Genomic DNA, 17,615 nt, shown 5'->3' with positions numbered 1-17,615 from the left:
CGTCGCCGGGCAATGGAAAGGTCAGGGTGTCGCGGCGGGGGCGACGGCCTGCGCGAGAAGCGCGAGCGCCGCCACGGCTGTCCAGACCGCAACGTAGCGAAGCGCCGCTCGGCGCACGCGCGAGCGTCTTGAGAATCGACCGGTGGAGGTGCTCACGGCGGCAGGGAAGCCGGGCAGGGAAGTGTGGTTGGCTTCAGGCAGTTCCATCGCGTGTGCGTCCGTGGTGTCCCCGCGCGGAGATTGCCAGAAAAAACCAGAATAGGAAAAGGAAGCGCCCCGGCCCAGCTAATCACCCGCTCACGGTGACGGCCACGATTCCATTGCAGAGCAGCGGTCCTTGCTGGCGCATCGGCCGGGCTGCCGGGGCGTTGACTAGGATCCAACTGAACCTTGCGCAACGCCATCGGCCAAGCTCTGAGGGCGTGGTAGGAAATTTCTTACGCGCGTCCCCATCGTGGGTATCTGGTTCCAGCCTCAGCGACTGCGCAGATACTCGCGCACGTCCGCCGTCGAGGAGCCGGCTGTACGAACAGCTTCGCGCAGTTCGTCCTCGGTGACGTCCAGTGCCTGGGTCCGATACCGGACCTCATGTTCCTGGTTGAGATTGATGCGTGAGCGGTCGGGCTCGCCGCGGGTGCGGGTATCGTCGGTCATCGCCTTGCTCCAACTGGGAGTGGCAGGCTATTCCGCGGCGCGTGAGGAGTAGGCAAAGACCTTTGCCGGCAGTTCGTCGGGACTATGCGCCTGGTTTCTAGGGCCCTGGCTCGTAGCGCGCTCGTCACCAGTCCCAATGGGTCATGCGCCGAGATGAAACCCTATGCCTGGTCTTTTGCCATTACAGCGTCGGGTTTTTGGCGACGCAATGGTAGGGTGCACGCTTTCTTGTCTGTGAATGGTGTTCAGAAGATGCCGAATCTCGGAACTGTGCTCAAGGCTGAAATCTCCCGCTTGGCGCGCAAGGAAATCCGCGCCGAAATCGAAGCGCTACGGAAGGCCAGCAGCACATACCGTCGGGAAATCGCCGAACTGAAACGCCAGGTCGTTCAACTGGAACGCAAGCTCAGGCACACGGCGAAATCGGTACCGGCGCCGGCTGCGGCCAACGAAGAGCCGAACCGTTTCCGCTTCAGTGCGAAAGGCCTCCGATCCCTGCGTACGAAACTGGGCCTTTCCGCGGCCGACTTCGGAAAACTTGCCGGTGTAAGCGGCCAGTCGATCTACCACTGGGAGCAGGGAAAGTCGGTGCCCAGGAAATCCCAGTTGCCCAAATTGGCCAGCCTGCGCAGCTTGGGCAAGCGCGAAGCGCTCCAGCGACTTGGGGCGGAGTGATCGATCGTCTGCTAGGCAGCGGGGCTCCAATCAGAGCCCTGCATTCTGGCCCGAAGATCAGGCCAGGACTACGCGCTTTGCTCCATTCCTGACCCGACTGCCAAAATGAGAAGCCCTGCAAAACCGGAGGCTTTGCAGGGCTTCGTTTTGATCATGGTGGCCGGGGAGGGAATCGAACCCCCGACACGGGGATTTTCAATCCCCTGCTCTACCAACTGAGCTACCCGGCCATTCCGCAACGGTCAGGCCGTGCGAGGAGCGGAATGATACGGAGGGGCGCCGGACATGGCAAGCCGCATGTGCGCTGAACGGAGGAGGGTCGCGCCCGCCGCCGGTGCAGATGGGCGGGTGCATGATGGCCGCACAGTCCGAACGGCAGCCGCTGGGCTGCATGGAGTTCCCATGAAGACGCCAATTTTCGCGGCAATGGCAGCGATCATCCTGGCCGGCTGTGCGAGCGACCGGATCAGCGACGCCGACCGGCTTGCGCTTTACCGTGCGCATGCGGGTGCGCCGGTACCGAACTTCCAGTATTTCGGCCGGCTGGATGGCTGGACGCCGTTGGGCAATACCGCATTGGCGGTGTGGACCAGGCCGAGCGAGGTCTACCTCCTGGAGCTGGGCGGCACCTGCCAGGACCTGGATTTCGCCAACGCGATTACCGTGACCAACCAGTTCGGGCGCGTGTATTCGCGGTTCGACAAGGTCATCGTGCTGGGACGCGGGGTGAACCACGTGCCTTGCTGGATCCGCGAGATCCGTCCGGTGGATGCGAAGGCGCTGCGCGCCGCGGAGCAGGAAAAGCGAGAGGCGCAGATGGCCGAGCGCGAGAAGTCCTGACGCTCAGCTCTCCGGCGGCACGTAGCCGGCGGGTTTTGCGGCATCGCCGCCGAACAGGAACTTCACCATCTCGCCTTCGAGGAACGCGCGGTGCTGCGGGTTCATCGGCGAGAGGCGGTTCTCGTTGATCAGCATGGTCTGGTGCGCGAGCCACGCGGCCCAGGCCGCCTTGCCGATGTGCGCGAACACGCGCTTGCCCAGCTCGCCGGGCCAGGGCACGAAGTCCAGGCCTTCGGTTTCGCGCTTCTCGTATTCGCAGTAGACGGTGCGGGGCATCAGGCGTCGCTCGGGGTTTCCAGGAGTTTGCGGATCGGCGCGGGGATGCCCAGCGATGCGAGCTCCTCGCGTGCGACCCAGCGCAGGTCGTCATTGTCGCCGATCCGCGCGCGCGATTCGGCACCACGCCAGCGCAGCGGCTGTAGTTGCAGCTTGTAGTGGCTGAAGGCGTGATCGATCGGCGACAGCGGTTGTGCCTGCTCGTACTCGCCCGACAGATGTCGTTCGAACCATTCGCGAGCAAGAGCGGAATCGTCCGCCTGCGGCAGCGTCCACAGCGACGCCCAGATGCCGGTGGGCGGCCGTCGCTGCATCAGGATGCGTCCGCGCGCATCTTCGGCCCAGAGTACGTGTGCGAATCGCTGGGGCGGCGTCTTGCCGGGCTTGGGCGTCGGCAATTCGGCGGTGCGGCCTTCGCGACGCGCGACACAGTCGTCCTGCAACGGGCACAGCACGCAGGCAGGATCGGCGCGCGTGCATAGCGTCGCGCCCAGGTCCATCTGCGCCTGCGTGTAATCGGCCATGCGCGAGCCGGGCAATTGCGGATTGGCGACGTGGCGTTCCGCGAGCGCCCACATCCGCTTTTCGATCGCGGGAAGACCGGGATAGCCCTCTATGCCGTGGTAGCGGCTGAGCACGCGCTTGACGTTGCCATCGAGGATCGCGTGGCGGTCGTTCCATGCCTGCGACGCAATGGCCGCGGCCGTGCTGCGTCCAATGCCGGGCAGGGCGGTCAATGCCTCGACGTCGCGCGGCAGTTCGCCGCCGTGCAGTTCGACGCAGCGCTTGGCCGCCGCATGCAGGTTGCGGGCGCGGGCGTAGTAGCCCAAACCCGACCACAAAGCGAGCACGTCGTCGAGCGGGGCATTGGACAGGTCGCGCAGCGTCGGCAACGCGGTGACGAATCGTTCGAAGTACGGCGCAGCGGTTTTCACCTGCGTCTGCTGCAGCATGATTTCCGACAGCCACACGCGGTACGGCGTGCGTGGGTGCTGCCATGGCAAATCGTGCCGGCCGCTCACGTCGAACCAGGCGAGCAGTCGTGGTGCGAAGTTGTCGATGGGGGAATCCGTCATGGCAGGGCGCCGTCGTGGAATTCGACTTCCACGCCTTCCAGTGTCGCGCCGGCAATCTCCAGCTTCGGTGAGCTGAGATGACCTTCCAGCGGTGGCAGCGGTGATTGGCGGCCGAAGGTGTCGACCCACGCCAGCACCGCGGGTAGGCGCAGGCGTCCGTCGAATCGGGTCTGGTCGCGCGACAGCATCAGTTGCGTGGTGTCGGACAGATCGGCGCGTCCCCGATAGTCGAGCAGGAAGGGCAGTGGCGACGTGGATTCGGAAAGCGGCGCAGGCAGCGCCGGCCAGGCGCGTGGCCACGATTGCAGCGCGCCCTGCAGTCTCAGTTCGAGCGTGTCGCCAAACATGAGCGATCCGGCGCCCTGCAGCTTCGGCACCACGCCGGCGCCCCACAGCGCCACGCCCAGGTTCGTGAACCCTAGGCGCCCGTCATGGAATCGCAGCGGCCCGGCCAGGCCGAGAGTGAAGGGCACGTCTGTGCCCGCGTTGCGATAGGTGGCGTCGGCTCCCAGTCGCAAGTCATCCAGTCCGACGCCATCGTCGTCGTTGTGCAGTCGTCCCGAAAGCGTGGCGTGCATCGGCAGCGACCACGGCGGCGATTGCGGTTCAAGCCGACCGCTGACGCCCAGTCCCGCGTCTGCGGCGGGGCGTGTGAGTCCGGCATGCACGTTGAACGGAACTTGCAGACTGTCGCTGGCAATCCGGCCCATCAGATGCGCGCGCACCGGTCGATCGGGATCCAGCAGCGGCAGGTCGACGTCGATGGCCTGCACGCGCCAGCCATCGCCGATCACCTCGCCACGGACGATGTGCAAACCATCGGTGAGGCGCGGCATGCGCGCGGGCCCCGAAGGTGGCCGCGAGGCCTGCCACTTCTGCAGCGCGGCCAGGTCCAGCACCGGTGCGTCGAGTTCCACGCGCTTCACCGTCAGGTCGGCGCCACGGCTGCGGATCGTGGACCAGGGCAGTTCCAGCAGCAGACGTTCTGCGCGCAGAACCAGCGCCTTGCTCTTCGGTTCGCGCACGACTACATCGCGGATGACCAGCATGGCCGATCCGTACAGCCGATAGTCGCTGGCACCCGCGGCCGTGATCTCCAGGTCCAGTGCGTCGCCGGCCTGCGCCAGGATCAGGTCCGCAACGCGCTGCGGGCGCGAGAACCAGTGCAGTGCCAACGCCAGCAGCGCCAGCGAAACGATGAGCACCACCCAGGTGCGGCGTCGCCGGCGTGATGGCGGGAGCGGTTCCGTCGCGACCATTCGCGGAAGGCGACGGTCAGGCGCCGAGCGACTCGGGCAACAGGGCGTCGACGAAAGCTTCGGCGTCGAACACGCGCAGGTCTTCCGGGCGTTCGCCGATACCGGCGAAGCGGATCGGAATGCCGAACTCGCGCGCCAGGGCGAAGACCACGCCACCCTTGGCCGTGCCATCGAGCTTGGTGACGACCAGCCCCGTCACGCCCACGGCGGCATGGAACTGGCGCAACTGCGACAGCGCGTTTTGGCCGGTGGTGCCGTCGATGACCATCAACACCTCGTGCGGCGCAGCGGGATCCAGCTTCTGGAGCACACGCTTGATCTTGCCCAGTTCGGCCATCAGGCCCTGCTGGGTATGCAGGCGCCCTGCCGTATCGGCGATGAGCACCTGCGTGCCACGCGCCTTGGCGGCCTGCAGGGCGTCGAAGGCGACGGATGCGGCGTCCGCGTTCTGCCCCTGCGCGACCACGGGCACGCCGTTGCGATCGCCCCATGCCTGCAACTGGGCCACCGCCGCGGCGCGGAAGGTGTCGCCGGCGGCCAGCATCAGCGGCCGGTTCTCGTCCTTGAAGCGCTTGGCGAGCTTGCCGATGGTCGTGGTCTTGCCGACGCCGTTGACGCCGACGGTCAGCAGCACGAAAGGCTTGGCTTCGGTATCGATCTGCAGCGGCTGCGCGACGGGGCGCAGCATGCCGAGCAGTTCCTCGCGCAGGGCGGCGAGCAGCGCCTGCGCATCGGCGAACTCGCGCGCCTTCATGCGCCTGCGCAGCGACTCGATCAGCTGCGTGGTTGCGGTGACGCCGACGTCGGCGGTGATCAGCGCGGTCTCGATCTCGTCGAGCAGATCGTCGTCCAGGCGAGGGTGGCGCGAGAACAGACCGCTGAAACTGCGTGCGAAGGTGCTGCCCCGCAGGCGTTCGCGCCAGCCGGGCTTGCCCGCGGGTGCGGGCGCCACTCCCGGGAGTTCCACGGGCGCAGGCGGCTGCGGCGCTTCGGCCGGCTCGACCTCCAGCGCCGCGGCGATCACCTCGGCGGGAACGGGTTCCAGTTCGGCTGCCGGTTCCACCAGCGGAACATCGGTCATCTCTGTCGGCGTCTCGGGTTCCCCGGCGGGTTCGACGGCCGGCTGCGGAAACGCCGCGGCCAGTTCCTCGATGCTGTAGTGCTCTTCGGCGCCCCGGGACTTGGCCGATTCAGCCGTGTTTTCGGCCGGATTCTGCGGTTTCTTGCGACGGAAAAAGCTGAGCATCGAGGCGGCGTGGGGGAATGCGCGAGAATGCGCACATGCTAGCACCGGCCCCCACGCGCACCCGATGAACAAGCCGTCCCGACGCGGGCCATCCGCCGGCCCTGCCGCCTCCGCCGCGGGCAAGGTACGCATCATTGGCGGCCGTTGGCGCGGTACGCGTTTGCTCGTGCCGGACCTGCCCGGTCTGCGGCCAACGTCGGACCGCGTGCGCGAGACCCTCTTCAACTGGCTGATGCCGATGCTGCCAGGTGCGCGGGTGCTCGATGTGTTCGCCGGCAGCGGCACCCTTGGACTGGAAGCGCTGTCGCGCGGGGCCGCATCAGCGACGCTGGTCGAACGCGATCCAGTCCTCGCCGGCGCCCTGCGCACGCTGGTCGCGCGCCTGCCCGGCGGGGACGCGGCGAACGTGGTCCAGGCCGACGCGCTGACATGGCTGACGACGCAGCCGGAGGCCACGTTCGACCTGGCCCTGGTCGATCCGCCGTTCTCGGCCGGACTGTGGAACCAGGTGCTGCCGGTCGTGGCGGCCCGGCTCAAGCCCGAGGCCTGGCTGTACGTGGAGGCGCCCCACGATGCCGCGGCGGAACCGCCGGCGCCGTGGCGCCTGCATCGCGAGGGCCGCACCCGCGAAGTGCGCTACGCGCTGTACCGGCGGTCCGCGGACACCGCTGCTACACTGCCGGCCTCGCCGGCCAGCCCGGATTCCGGCGCCAGTGATCGCTAACGCATGACCGTGGCCCGCAACCGAATCGCCGTCTATCCCGGCACCTTCGATCCGATCACCAACGGCCACATCGATCTGGTCGACCGCGCCGCCCCGCTGTTCGAGCGGCTGATCATCGGCGTGGCCGAAAGCCCGGCCAAAGGCCCGGCGCTGCCGCTGGAACTTCGCGTGGATCTGGCCCGCAAGGCCGTGGCGCATCACTCGCACGTGGAAGTGCGCGGATTCGACTGCCTGCTGGCGCACTTCGTCGCCGAACTGGGCGCCGGCGTGCTGCTGCGCGGCCTGCGCGCGGTGTCGGACTTCGAGTACGAATTCCAGCTGGCCAGCATGAACCGCCACTTGATTCCCGAGGTCGAGACGCTGTTCCTGACGCCGGCCGAACAGTACGGCTTCATTTCCTCCTCGCTCGTGCGCGAGATCGCGCGCCTGGGCGGCGACGTCTCCGGCTTCGTGCCGCCAGCCGTCGCGGCTGCCCTGCAGGCGCAATGGCAACGCACCCCACGCTAACCCGGCCCATCCGGCCGGCGAGGCTCCACCCACACCCGTCACCCGATACGAAAACCTAAGGGGATCCCGATGAAGACCACCACCCGCCTGCTGCTGATCGCCTGCCTGTCCATGCCGCTGCTGGCCGCGTGCAACAAGCAGGAAGAAAAGCCCGCCGCCGTCGCCGAGGCCCCGCTGGCCGCGCCGACCACCAACGACAGCGCCGCGTGGGACACGTACCTGACCGAGGTCGTCAAGCGCAACATCGAAGGCGCGACCAACGTCTACCTGTACACGTTGCCGGACCCGGCCGGTGCCGACTTCGAAGGCGAGTACGCCCGCCAGCTGGAGAAGGCGCAGGGCGACGTCGCCCGCGGTGGCGTGGACGGCACGCTGCTGGCCTACGGCTCGCAGAACTCCGCCAAGTCGGCCGACCTGGCCGTCGCTTCGTTCGCCCAGGCCCAGCCTGGCACGATGAAGGGCGTGCGCGTGATGTTCATCGGCGCGCAGGCCGACAGCGACCGCGTCAAGGCTGCCGTCGAGCCGTCGGGCGCCAAGTACGAGTTCATCGAAGCCAAGTGACGTTCTGCCGCGTGGCTGCGAAGCGGCCACGCCTTGGGCGGAACGTCATCCCGGCGAAAGCCGGGATCCAGGCGGGCCCGCAAAGCGGGCCCGTGCTTTTTTGTGGTCCGCGCAGCGGCGTCGCCTTGGTGGAATCGTCATCCCGGCGAAGGCCGGGATCCAGGCGGGGCCGCTGAAGCGGGCCCGTGCTGTTCGGGGTGACGGGCAACATGTTGATCCGACCGCCACGCGGCAACAGCCAATGGATTCCAGCTTTCGCTGGAATGACGAGGGAGGGCAGATGCGCGGTCGGTCTGGATCCCGGCTTTCGCCGGGATGACGAGGCGGGATGACAACCGGCAGGGCTGCCGGTCACTGCGGCGACGCATCGCTAGTCCCGGTCCTGGACTGCACTTAGCCCACACCGGCGTAATGACCGGCCACAGGACACAGCGTGCACCCCTGGCGGAAAACCCCTGATCTCCGCCATGCGACAATTGCGCAATGTCCCTGAAGATCAACGAGCTCTGCGTCAATTGCGACGTCTGTGAACCGGCCTGCCCGAACCAGGCCATCTCGCAGGGCGAGACGATCTATGTGATCGACCCGGCGCGCTGCACCGAGTGCGTCGGCCATTTCGACGAGCCGCAGTGCGTGGTCGTCTGCCCCGTCGAGTGCATCGATCCCGACCCGGACCACCCCGAATCCAACGAACAGCTGCTGGCCAAACTGGCCCGGCTGCAGCAGGAGAACGCCTGATGCGAAAGACGTTGCGTGCGCTGGCAAGCGCCGGCTTCCTCACCACCAGCCTGCTGTTCACCGCAACGTTTCCGCTACAGGCGGCGCAGAAAACCCCAGCGAGCGCCAGGCCGCCGGGCGCCGCGATCGCCAGCGCGCACGCGCTGGCCACCGATGCCGGCATGCAGATGATCCGCGCCGGGGGCAACGCCTTCGACGCCGCGGTGGCCGTGTCGGCCACGTTGGCGGTCGTCGAGCCGATCAGCTCCGGCATCGGCGGCGGCGGTTTCTTCCTGCTGCACGACGCGAAGAGCGGCAAGGACGTGTTCGTCGACGCGCGCGAGACCGCGCCCGCATCCGCCACGCCGCAGGCCTATCTCGACGCGAAGGGCCAGCTCGATAACGATCGCGCCACCAATGGCCCGTGGTCGGCCGGCATCCCCGGCCTTCCGGCCGCGCTGGTGCACGTGTCGAAGAAGTACGGCCGGCTGCCGCTGAAGACCACGCTGGCGCCGGCGATCCGCATCGCCCGCGAGGGCTTCGAGGTGTATCCGCGCCTCGAGCGCGGTTACGCCAGCCGCCAGGCCGTGATGGAACGCTATCGCGGCACGCGCGAGGTATTCCTGGCCGACGGCTCGCCGCCGAAGGCCGGCGAGGTGCTGAAGCAGCCCGATCTGGCGCGCACGCTGGAACTGCTGGCCGAGAAGGGCTTCGATGGTTTCTACAAGGGCGAAGTCGCCGACAAGCTGCTCGCCGCGGTGAAGGAAGAAGGCGGCCAGTGGCGCGCCGAGGAACTCAGCGGCTATCGCGTGAAGGAACGCGAGCCGCTGCGTTTCAGGTATCGCGGCTGGGACATCACCACCGCACCACCGCCGTCGTCCGGCGGCGTGGCGATCGCGCAGATGCTGCAGATGCTCTCGGGCTGGGACCTGTCGAAGCTGGACGAGGCCCAGCGCACGCACCTGATCACCGAAGCGATGCGCCGTGCGTTCCGCGACCGCACCATTTACCTGGGCGATCCGGATTTCGTCCGCATGCCGCTGCGCCGCCTCACCAGTGCCGACTACGCGGCCGGGCAGCGTTCCAGCATCCATCCCTCGCGCGCCACGCCCAGCGACCTGTTGCCGGGCGAGCCGGCGCCGCTGGAAGACGACGAGACCACGCATTTCTCCATCCTCGATGCCGAAGGCAACCGCGTCTCGACCACGCAAACGGTGAACCTGCTGTACGGATCGGGCCTGGTCGCGCCGGGTACCGGCGTTCTGCTCAACGACGAGATGGACGACTTCGCGCTGCGTCCCGGCACGCCCAACGCGTTCGGCGTGATGGGCTTCGCCGCCAATGCGCCGGCGCCCGGCAAGCGCATGCTCAGTTCGATGACGCCGACGATCATCGAATCCGATGATGAACTGGCCGTGCTCGGCGCCCCGGGTGGCAGCCGCATCATCACCGAGGTGCTGATCGGCATCCTGGCCTACGACGAAGGCCTGAGCGCGCAGCAAGTCGCCGCCAGGCCGCGCATCCACCATCAGTGGATGCCCGACGTGATCACCGCCGAGCAGGGCGCGCTGTCGCCCGAGACGATCAAGGCACTGGAGGGCATGGGTCACAAGGTCAATGCCGGCGAGCGGACCTGGGGCAACCTGCAGACCGTCTCGTGGGACAAGCGCCGCAACACGCTGGAAGGCGGCACCGACCCGCGCAATCCAGTCGGCAAGGCCGACGTGCTGACGGCGAAGCCGGCGAAGTAACGCGTCTCGACGGATCGAGCGGCTCACCGGCGCGGTCGTGGCGCGCCGGCAACATTCCGCTTCACCGCGGCTACAGCCTGCAGCCGGGCCCGGCGGTAGAATCGCGGGTGTCTGACGCAACGGTGTAGGCCATGAAACTCTGGTCCATTCTCGGCAACAGCCAGAAGCTCGACGGCGGCGCGATGTTCGGCAACGCGCCGCGCGCGATGTGGTCCAGGTGGGCCTCGCCCGACGACGAGAACCGCATCGAACTGGCCTGCCGCGCACTGCTGGCCAGTCCCCTCAACGGCAAGACCGTGCTGTTCGAGACCGGCATCGGCGCGTTTTTCGAACCCAAGCTGCGCGAGCGCTACGGCGTGGTCGAAAGCCGCCACGTGCTGGTGGATTCGCTGGCCGCGGCGGGCTTCCGTCCCGAAGACATCGACGTGGTCGTGCTGTCGCACCTGCATTTCGACCACGCTGGCGGGCTGCTCGCGCCGTGGAGCGAGGGCGAAGCGCCGAAGCTGCTGTTCCCCAACGCCGCCTACATCGTCGGCCGCCGTCACTACGAGCGCGCGCTGGAACCGCATCCGCGCGACCGCGCCAGTTTCATCCCCGAACTGCCGGGCCTGCTCGAGGCCACCGGCCGGCTTGAACTCGTCGATGGCGAGCACTCGCGCACGCTGGGCGACAGCGTGCGTTTCCACTACAGCGACGGACACACGCCGGGACTGATGCTGGCGGAGATCGTCGGGCCCGAGAAGGTGGACGGCGAGACGCACGGCGGCGTCGTGTTCTGCGCCGACCTGATCCCGGGTCGCCCGTGGGTGCATGTCCCCATCACCATGGGTTACGACCGCAACGCCGAACTGCTGATCGACGAGAAGAAGGAATTCCTCGCCGACAAGCTGCGCCGCAACGTGCACCTGTTCTTCACCCATGATCCACAGTGCGCACTGGCGCAGGTGGTGCGCGACGAGAAGGGCAAGTTCGCCACCACGCACGAAGTCCCCGAACTGCAGGCGAGGCCGCTGGCCGCATGACGCGCGTGTCCCTGGCCGTGCTGCTGTCGCTGGCACTCACCACGCCAGCGGTTGCACTGCCCATGCGTGCCGATGCGCCCGATGAAATGGGTGCTCCCCGGGCCGGCAAGGCCTTGCGCGATCGCGACTTCGGCGTGAGCACGCGCCAGTTCGGCCTGGACCGCGTGGTCGAGATGTACCAGTGGCGTGCAACACCGGGCGGTTACACGCGCGTTTGGAATGCGGCGCCGATCGATTCGGCGGGGTTCGCGCCGGGGCACGAGAACCCCGGCAGGCTGCCGCTGGAAAGCCGGCGCTGGTGGGCCCAGGACGCGACCATCGACGGTCGCCCCATCGCAACGGAAGTGCTGCAGACGCTGGGACAGTGGCGCGTGTTCCGTCCCAACTTCTCGCGCCTGCCGGCCAACCTCGCCGCGTCGTTCCAGCCCGAGGGCGACGGGCTGGGCAGCGCCGAGAATCCGCTGGAACCCAACATCGGCGACCTGCGCATTCACTGGCGCGAACTGCACCTGCCGCCGCTGGAAGGCAAGGTCGAATTGCGCGACGGCCGCTGGCAGCTCACGCCCGGTGCAGCCGCCGAGGCGCTGAGCGCGGCGCGTGCATCGACGGTGGTCGAACTGCCGCCCAACCAGGACCGCAAACTTCTGCCGTGGCTGCTGGCCGGCACGCTGGTGCTGGTCGCGGGCGGACTCGCGTGGCGCAGGGTCCGCCGGCGTCGTTGATGCCGGCGGCCGTTTGGGCCCAAAGGATCAGCGCGTGCCGGTCTTCGCCGTCTCGCCATGCATGTGCATGAGCGATTCCATCAACTGCTCGTCGGCGCTGGAGCACACGCCCAGCAGGACCACTTCCTCGCAGCCGTCGGCCGCGATGTAGGCGTGGCCCATGTTCGAGTCGATGTACACCGACTGCCCGGCTTCCAGCACGATCGGATCGTAGAACTCGGTGTGCACTTCGGCGCGGCCTTCCAGCACGTGGATGTACTCCTCGCCGGAGTGGTGCACCAGGTCGCCGAACTCCTCGATGCTCTTGGCGCGCACCCGCGTGACCACGGGGATCATCCGCTTGCGGCGCAGTTCCGGGCACAGATAGAAGTAGTCGTAATTGGGCGTGGTGACGCGCACCGCGTCCTCGATGCGCCCGATGCTGCGGCGCGCGGTGACCGGCGGTTCCGGTGAGTTGCTGTCCTCGGCGAACAACTCGGACATGCGGATGTTCAGGCGCTGGCTGATCTGCAGCAGCTTGTCGTAGGTCAGGGTGAGGCGGTCGTTCTCGACCTTGGACAACGTCGACAGCGGAATGCCGCAGCGCTGGCTCATTTCCTTGAGGGTCCAGCCGTTGCGGGCGCGCAGTGCGCGCAACAGTCCGCCGAGGGTGGGGTGCTGCTGTGTCATGCCGATCGATGCTCCTGCTGTGCCGCGTGGGGCGGCCGGTTTCCCCGGGCGGCCGATCAGACCGCCAGTGCATGATTCTAGGTGATATGGCCGGAACCGGTTGACAATTTTTCCAATCAGGATCATTATCTCCAACGGGGTCAGCTGGTGTCAGACCGTGCCTGCCGCACGGATCCTGTGTTCACTGTTGGGGGTAGTGCCTTGATGAAGCATCCGATCCGCCCGCGCCCGTTGTTCTCGGCGCTGCTGTCGCTGGCCCTGGTGCTGCCCGCCGTGGCCGCTCCTCCCGGACAGGTGCCCACGCCCGCACCGACACCTGCCTTGCCGGATGCCCCGGCCACTTCGGTGCAACCGCCGGTACCGGCGAACGAACGCCTGACCGCCGCCGACCTGGAAGCCTGGCTGGACGGCTTCATGCCGTACGCGCTGGAGCAGACCGACGTCGCCGGTTCGGTGGTGGTCGTGGTGAAGGACGGCAAGGTACTGCTGCAGAAGGGGTACGGATACTCGGACCTCGCCGCGCGCAAGCCGGTCGATGCCGAAACCACGCTGTTCCGCCCGGGCTCGGTATCCAAGCTGTTCACCTGGACGGCGGTGATGCAGATGGTCGAGCAGGGCAAGCTGGACCTGGACCGCGACGTCAACACGTACCTGGATTTCACCATTCCGCCGTATCAGGGCAAGCCGGTCACGATGCGCAACATCATGACCCACACCAGCGGCATGGAAGAGGTGATCCGCGGACTCATCGCCAACACCGAGAAGGACCTCGCGCCGCTCGACGCGACGCTCAAGCACTGGATTCCCGAGCGCGTGTACGCGCCGGGCAGCACGCCGGCGTATTCCAACTACGCCACCGCGCTGGCCGGCTACATCGTCGAGCGCCTGTCGGGTGAACCGTTCGACGTGTATGTCGACCGGCACATCCTGGCGCCGCTCGACATGCGCCATTCCAGCTTCAGCCAGCCGCTGCCCAAGCGCCTGCAACCGATGGTGTCCAAGGGTTACAAGCGTGCCTCCGAAGGCGAGGCGCAGCCGTACGAGTACATCAACCTCGCACCGGCGGGCAGCCTGGCGGCCACCGGCGCGGACATGGGCAAGTTCATGATCGCCCACCTGCAAAACGGCGCCTATGGCGACACGCGCATCCTGCGCGAGGACACCGCGCGCCTGATGCACGGCACCGGACAGGACTCGATCAAGCCGCTCAACCGCATGATGCTGGGCTTCTACGAGACCACCACCAACGGCCATCGCGCGATCGCGCACGGCGGCGACACGCAGTGGTTCCACAGCGATCTGCAGTTGTTCCCCGATGACGGCATCGGCATCTTCGTGTCGACCAACAGCGCGGGCAAGGACGGCAGTGCGCGCCTGATCCGCGACGGCCTGGTCACCGGCTTCGCCAACCGTTACCTGCCGGGTCCGGCGAACGAGCAGAAAGGCGTGGACGAGGCGACGGCCAGGCAGCACGCGCAGCTGATCGCCGGCGCCTACAACAGCAGCCGTCGTGCCGATTCCAATTTCATGAACCTGGTCTACATGCTCGGCCAGACCAAGGTCGTCGCCAACGAGGACGGCACCATCAGCGTGCCGATGCTCGCCGGTTACAGCGGCGCGCCGAAGAAGTGGCGCGAGATCTCGCCTTTCGTGTGGCAGGACACCAACAGTGGCGACCGCCTTGCCGCCGAAGTGGTGGATGGCCGCGTGGTGCGTTTCAGCGCCGAACCCATCGCCGCGATCATGGTGTTCCAGCGTGCCGCGTGGTGGCAGACGCCGGCGGTGTTCCTGACCATGCTGGTGGGCAGCCTGGCCGTGCTGCTGTTCACCGTCTTCGCGTGGCCGGTGTCGGCCCTGGTGCGCCGCCATTACGGCGTGCGTTACCCGCTGACCGGTACCGATGCCCGCGCGCATCGCTGGATCCGCATCGCGTCGCTGGCGGTACTGGTGTCCATGGGCGCGATGATCGGCATGGTCTTCGCGATGATGTCCGACCTGTCGCTGATGTCGCCGGACAAGGACGGCATGGTCGTCGCGTTGCGTTCCATCACCACGCTCGTGCTGCCGGTGGGCGCCGCGATCGCGCTGTGGAATGCATGGACCGTGCTGCGCAGCCGGCGTTCGTGGTGGGCCAAGGCGTGGAGCATCCTGCTCGCCGCCGCGTGCCTGGCGCTGCTGTGGATCGCCATCGCGACGCATCTGGTCGGCTTCACCGCCAACTACTGACCCTCCTCACGGCGCGGCGCTGTGGCGTCGCGCCCCAACCGGGGAACCATCGTGAGCAATAGCCACCGCGTCCAGCTCGGACTGCGGAACGAGGACTTGCGCCTGTCCGCACCGTTCCGCATCTCCGGACACGTCTTCGAAGTCTCGCCCGTCACCGTCGTGACGCTGACGAAGGGCAACGAGCGCGGCCGCGGCGAAGCCGCCGGCGTGTACTACACCGACGACACGCCCGCGAAGATCCTGCAGACGCTGGAGCTTCTGCGCGACGTGCTGGAAGACGGCATCACCCGTCAACAGTTGCGCAGCACACTTCCTTCCGGCGGCGCCCGCAATGCGGTGGATTGCGCGATGTGGGAGCTCGAAGCCCGCCTGGCCGGCGTGCCCGCGTGGCAGCTGGCCGGCCTGGAGAAACCGCGACCGTTGCTGACCACGTTCACCGTCGGCGCCGACGAGCCCGCCGTGATGGCGCAGCGCGCCCGCGCCTACACGCATGCGCGTGCGATCAAGTTGAAGCTGACGGGTGAAGTGGAACTCGACATCGAGCGCCTGCGCGCGGTGCGCCGTGCACGCCCGGAGGCATGGATCGGCGTGGACGCGAACCAGGGCTACGTGCCTGCGACGCTGTCGCGACTGCTGCCAGCGCTGGTCGACGAGGGCGTGTCGTTGCTGGAGCAGCCATGCCGGCGCAACCACGAATCCGAACTCGACGGCATCGATCGCACCGTGCCCATCGCCGCCGACGAAAGCATCCTGGACCTGGACGAACTGGAACAACGCGCGCACCGGTTCGACGTCGTCAACATCAAGCTCGACAAGTGCGGCGGTCTGACCGAAGGCCTGATGATGGCCAGGCGCGCGCGCGAGCTGGGCAAGCGCGTGATGGTGGGCAACATGGTCGGCACCAGCTTGGCGATGGCGCCCGCGTTCCTGCTGGGGCAGCTGTGCGACATCGTCGATCTGGACGGTCCGCTGTTCCTGCTGCGCGATCGCACGCCCGGCGTGGTGTACGCCGACGGACACGTGGATTGCCCCGACACGGTGTGGGGCACGCCGGACGCGATGCCGTGAACGCGATGGCCGGATCGCATGCGCCGCGCGTGCGCTGGTTCAACCAGCCGCCCGGCCTGGCCATCCTGTTCCTCACGCAGATGTGGGAGATCTTCTCCTACTACGGAATGCGGACGCTGCTCGTCTACTACATGACGAAGCAGTTGCTGTTCGGACAGCAGCACGCGTCGATGGTCTACGGCATCTACGTGGCGACGTTCTACTTCACTCCGATCATCGGCGGTGCCATCTCCGACCGTTGGCTGGGCCGAAAGCGTGCGGTCATCATCGGTGCCGCGATCATGTCCGTCGGGCACTTCCTGATGGCATCGGAATCGCTGCTCTACTTCGCGCTCGCGGCCATCGCGCTGGGCAACGGCCTGTTCCTGCCGAGCCTGCCGAGCCAGATCGACGACCTGTACGCAAAGGACGATCCGCGCCGCGGCTCCGCGTACAACTTCTACTACGTGGGCATCAACGTCGGCGGACTGCTCGCGCCGCTCGTGTGCGGCACGCTGGGCGAGCTGTACGGCTGGCACTGGGGTTTCGGCGCGGCGGGCGCCGGCATGTTGCTGGGCCTGTTGATCTATACGCTCGGCGCGCGCTGGCTGCCGCCGGAGCGGCCCAAGCCGCGCGATATCGCGCCGGCCGCGCGCATGCCGCGCGATGCGATGCGCAGGCGCGTCCTCGCGCTGCTCGCGATCGGCCTGTGCGTGATGGTGTTCCGCGGCGCGTACGAACAGTCCGGCAACACGATCGCGTTGTGGGCCGATGTGGGTCTGGATCGCGCAGCCGGGAGCTTCACGATTCCGATGACCTGGTTCCAGGCCCTCAATCCGCTGCTCGTGATCTTCCTCACGCCGCTTCTCGTCATGCGGTGGACCAGGCAGGCAAGCGCAGGTCGCGAACCGTCGCCCGCCAGGAAGATGGCGATGGGGGCGTTCACCGTCGCGGCGGCGTTCGTGATGCTCGCCTGGGTCGACGCGAGCGCCGGCGGCCGTGCGCACTGGGCCTGGCTCGCGGGGTTCTTCCTCCTGTTCACCCTCGGCGAGCTGTTCATCCTTCCGATCGGCCTCGGGCTGTTCGCACGACTCGCACCGGCAGGGCACGCGGCGACCACGATTGCCGCGTGGTACTTCGCGTCCTTCGGCGGAAACCTGCTGGCCGGCGCGCTGGGAACCCTGTGGAGTGCGATGGGGCATGCGTCGTTCTTCGGCGTGATGGCGCTGGTCGCCGCGGCCGCCGGGGCACTGCTGCGGCTGCTGGACCCGGCCGTGGTCCGGGCCGAGGCCAACGCTCCGACCGCCCATCCGTCAGTTTTCCGGAACGATTGACATTTTCCAATCAGGACGTTTTCATCCCGTATCGATCATGGGAGGCGCGGAATGACATTCTGGTTTCCTGATGGGAGCAGCGCTACGGCACAGTCCCAGCCTGTCGCATCGAGCGCCGAAGCGACCGGCGCCTGCGTCGAGGCCTTCCGCGCGGCGCCGATCGAACGGGTGCGGACCTGTCTGGGGCGCGCCCCGGTAACCCACGCCGGCTCCGCGCATTCCGACAACGACAACGCGCCGACGTCGGCGGGCGGTTTCCGCCTGCCCGACGGTGCACTGGCCTGACAGGCCGGCCAAACGCCGGCGAAC

Annotated in this window: 18 protein-coding genes, 1 tRNA gene and 1 pseudogene; 13 read left to right on the top strand and 7 right to left on the bottom strand. The window is 67.5% G+C overall.

Features of this window, described 5'->3' with window-relative positions; genetic code table 11:
- Nucleotides 1-474 precede the first annotated feature (474 nt).
- On the bottom strand, nt 475-654 hold the full coding sequence (locus VFE83_RS03790) for a DUF3606 domain-containing protein (RefSeq protein WP_324903552.1): 180 nt from the start codon (nt 652-654) through the stop codon (nt 475-477).
- Between the two features lie 153 nt (nt 655-807).
- Here VFE83_RS03790 and VFE83_RS03785 point away from each other — a divergent pair, with 153 nt between their 5' ends.
- The gene (locus tag VFE83_RS03785) at nt 808-1,329 is read left to right on the top strand and encodes a helix-turn-helix domain-containing protein (RefSeq protein ID WP_324903551.1); all 522 of its coding nucleotides are present in this window, start codon (nt 808-810) and stop codon (nt 1,327-1,329) included.
- A gap of 154 nt (nt 1,330-1,483) precedes the next feature.
- Here the strand turns inward: VFE83_RS03785 and VFE83_RS03780 are convergent.
- Nucleotides 1,484-1,559: transfer RNA gene (locus VFE83_RS03780), tRNA-Phe, on the bottom strand.
- A gap of 172 nt (nt 1,560-1,731) precedes the next feature.
- On the opposite strand from VFE83_RS03780, the gene VFE83_RS03775 reads away from it, so the two are divergent.
- Nucleotides 1,732-2,169 carry a DUF6491 family protein gene (locus VFE83_RS03775; RefSeq protein ID WP_324903550.1) on the top strand — a complete coding sequence of 146 codons (438 nt, stop codon included), beginning with the start codon at nt 1,732-1,734 and terminating at the stop codon, nt 2,167-2,169.
- A gap of 3 nt (nt 2,170-2,172) precedes the next feature.
- Here VFE83_RS03775 and VFE83_RS03770 read toward each other — a convergent pair whose 3' ends face one another.
- From VFE83_RS03770 to ftsY, 4 genes and pseudogenes are all read right to left on the bottom strand, one after another.
- On the bottom strand, nt 2,173-2,445 hold the full coding sequence (locus VFE83_RS03770) for an oxidative damage protection protein (RefSeq protein ID WP_324903549.1): 273 nt from the start codon (nt 2,443-2,445) through the stop codon (nt 2,173-2,175).
- Complete coding sequence (gene mutY, locus VFE83_RS03765; RefSeq protein WP_324903548.1) at nt 2,445-3,521, bottom strand: A/G-specific adenine glycosylase; 1,077 nt, start codon at nt 3,519-3,521, stop codon at nt 2,445-2,447. Before mutY ends, VFE83_RS03770 begins: the two co-directional genes overlap by 1 nt.
- A complete protein-coding gene (locus VFE83_RS03760; RefSeq protein WP_324903547.1) occupies nt 3,518-4,726 on the bottom strand; it encodes a hypothetical protein in 1,209 nt (402 codons plus the stop codon). Before VFE83_RS03760 ends, mutY begins: the two co-directional genes overlap by 4 nt.
- 70 nt (nt 4,727-4,796) lie before the next feature.
- Nucleotides 4,797-5,726 (bottom strand): annotated as a pseudogene (gene ftsY / locus VFE83_RS03755) (signal recognition particle-docking protein FtsY); the annotation flags it as partial.
- Nucleotides 5,727-6,090: 364 nt separating this feature from the next.
- Here ftsY and rsmD point away from each other — a divergent pair.
- The 7 genes from rsmD (at nt 6,091) to VFE83_RS03720 (ending at nt 12,030) form a co-directional block, all read left to right on the top strand.
- Nucleotides 6,091-6,750 carry a 16S rRNA (guanine(966)-N(2))-methyltransferase RsmD gene (gene rsmD, locus VFE83_RS03750; protein WP_324903545.1) on the top strand — a complete coding sequence of 220 codons (660 nt, stop codon included), beginning with the start codon at nt 6,091-6,093 and terminating at the stop codon, nt 6,748-6,750.
- Nucleotides 6,751-6,753: 3 nt separating this feature from the next.
- The gene (gene coaD / locus VFE83_RS03745) at nt 6,754-7,257 is read left to right on the top strand and encodes a pantetheine-phosphate adenylyltransferase (protein WP_324903544.1); all 504 of its coding nucleotides are present in this window, start codon (nt 6,754-6,756) and stop codon (nt 7,255-7,257) included.
- A 69-nt stretch (nt 7,258-7,326) separates the two neighbouring features.
- A complete protein-coding gene (locus VFE83_RS03740; protein ID WP_324903543.1) occupies nt 7,327-7,818 on the top strand; it encodes a hypothetical protein in 492 nt (163 codons plus the stop codon).
- Nucleotides 7,819-8,301: 483 nt separating this feature from the next.
- Nucleotides 8,302-8,556: a YfhL family 4Fe-4S dicluster ferredoxin gene (locus VFE83_RS03735; RefSeq protein ID WP_324903542.1), complete on the top strand. Its 255-nt coding sequence runs from the start codon at nt 8,302-8,304 to the stop codon at nt 8,554-8,556.
- Nucleotides 8,556-10,286: a gamma-glutamyltransferase gene (ggt, locus tag VFE83_RS03730; protein ID WP_324903541.1), complete on the top strand. Its 1,731-nt coding sequence runs from the start codon at nt 8,556-8,558 to the stop codon at nt 10,284-10,286. Before VFE83_RS03735 ends, ggt begins: the two co-directional genes overlap by 1 nt.
- A 131-nt stretch (nt 10,287-10,417) precedes the next feature.
- On the top strand, nt 10,418-11,308 hold the full coding sequence (locus tag VFE83_RS03725; protein ID WP_324903540.1) for an MBL fold metallo-hydrolase: 891 nt from the start codon (nt 10,418-10,420) through the stop codon (nt 11,306-11,308).
- Nucleotides 11,305-12,030, top strand: coding sequence for a TMEM43 family protein (locus tag VFE83_RS03720; RefSeq protein ID WP_324903539.1), 726 nt, complete (start codon nt 11,305-11,307; stop codon nt 12,028-12,030). The genes VFE83_RS03725 and VFE83_RS03720 overlap by 4 nt, the downstream gene beginning before the upstream one ends.
- 27 nt (nt 12,031-12,057) lie before the next feature.
- Here the strand turns inward: VFE83_RS03720 and VFE83_RS03715 are convergent, their stop codons facing one another.
- Nucleotides 12,058-12,699, bottom strand: coding sequence for an XRE family transcriptional regulator (locus tag VFE83_RS03715; RefSeq protein WP_324903538.1), 642 nt, complete (start codon nt 12,697-12,699; stop codon nt 12,058-12,060).
- Nucleotides 12,700-12,903: 204 nt separating this feature from the next.
- Between VFE83_RS03715 and VFE83_RS03710 the strand changes: the two genes are divergently transcribed.
- Genes VFE83_RS03710 through VFE83_RS03695 form a run of 4 tightly spaced genes read left to right on the top strand, consistent with a single transcriptional unit; the run spans nt 12,904 to nt 17,591 of the window.
- Nucleotides 12,904-14,925: a serine hydrolase domain-containing protein gene (locus VFE83_RS03710; protein ID WP_324903537.1), complete on the top strand. Its 2,022-nt coding sequence runs from the start codon at nt 12,904-12,906 to the stop codon at nt 14,923-14,925.
- Nucleotides 14,926-14,976: 51 nt separating this feature from the next.
- Nucleotides 14,977-15,993, top strand: a complete 1,017-nt coding sequence (locus VFE83_RS03705) for a dipeptide epimerase (RefSeq protein WP_324903536.1) — start codon at nt 14,977-14,979, stop codon at nt 15,991-15,993.
- 5 nt (nt 15,994-15,998) lie between these two features.
- Nucleotides 15,999-17,306, top strand: a complete 1,308-nt coding sequence (locus VFE83_RS03700; protein ID WP_324903593.1) for a peptide MFS transporter — start codon at nt 15,999-16,001, stop codon at nt 17,304-17,306.
- A 51-nt stretch (nt 17,307-17,357) separates the two neighbouring features.
- Complete coding sequence (locus VFE83_RS03695) at nt 17,358-17,591, top strand: hypothetical protein (protein WP_324903535.1); 234 nt, start codon at nt 17,358-17,360, stop codon at nt 17,589-17,591.
- Nucleotides 17,592-17,615 lie beyond the last annotated feature (24 nt).

The sequence above is a fragment of the Lysobacter sp. genome (assembly GCF_035655815.1).
GTDB lineage: Bacteria > Pseudomonadota > Gammaproteobacteria > Xanthomonadales > Xanthomonadaceae > Lysobacter_J.
The sequence above is the reverse complement of the archived record's forward strand: the minus strand, read 5'-3'. Positions and strand labels throughout refer to the sequence as shown.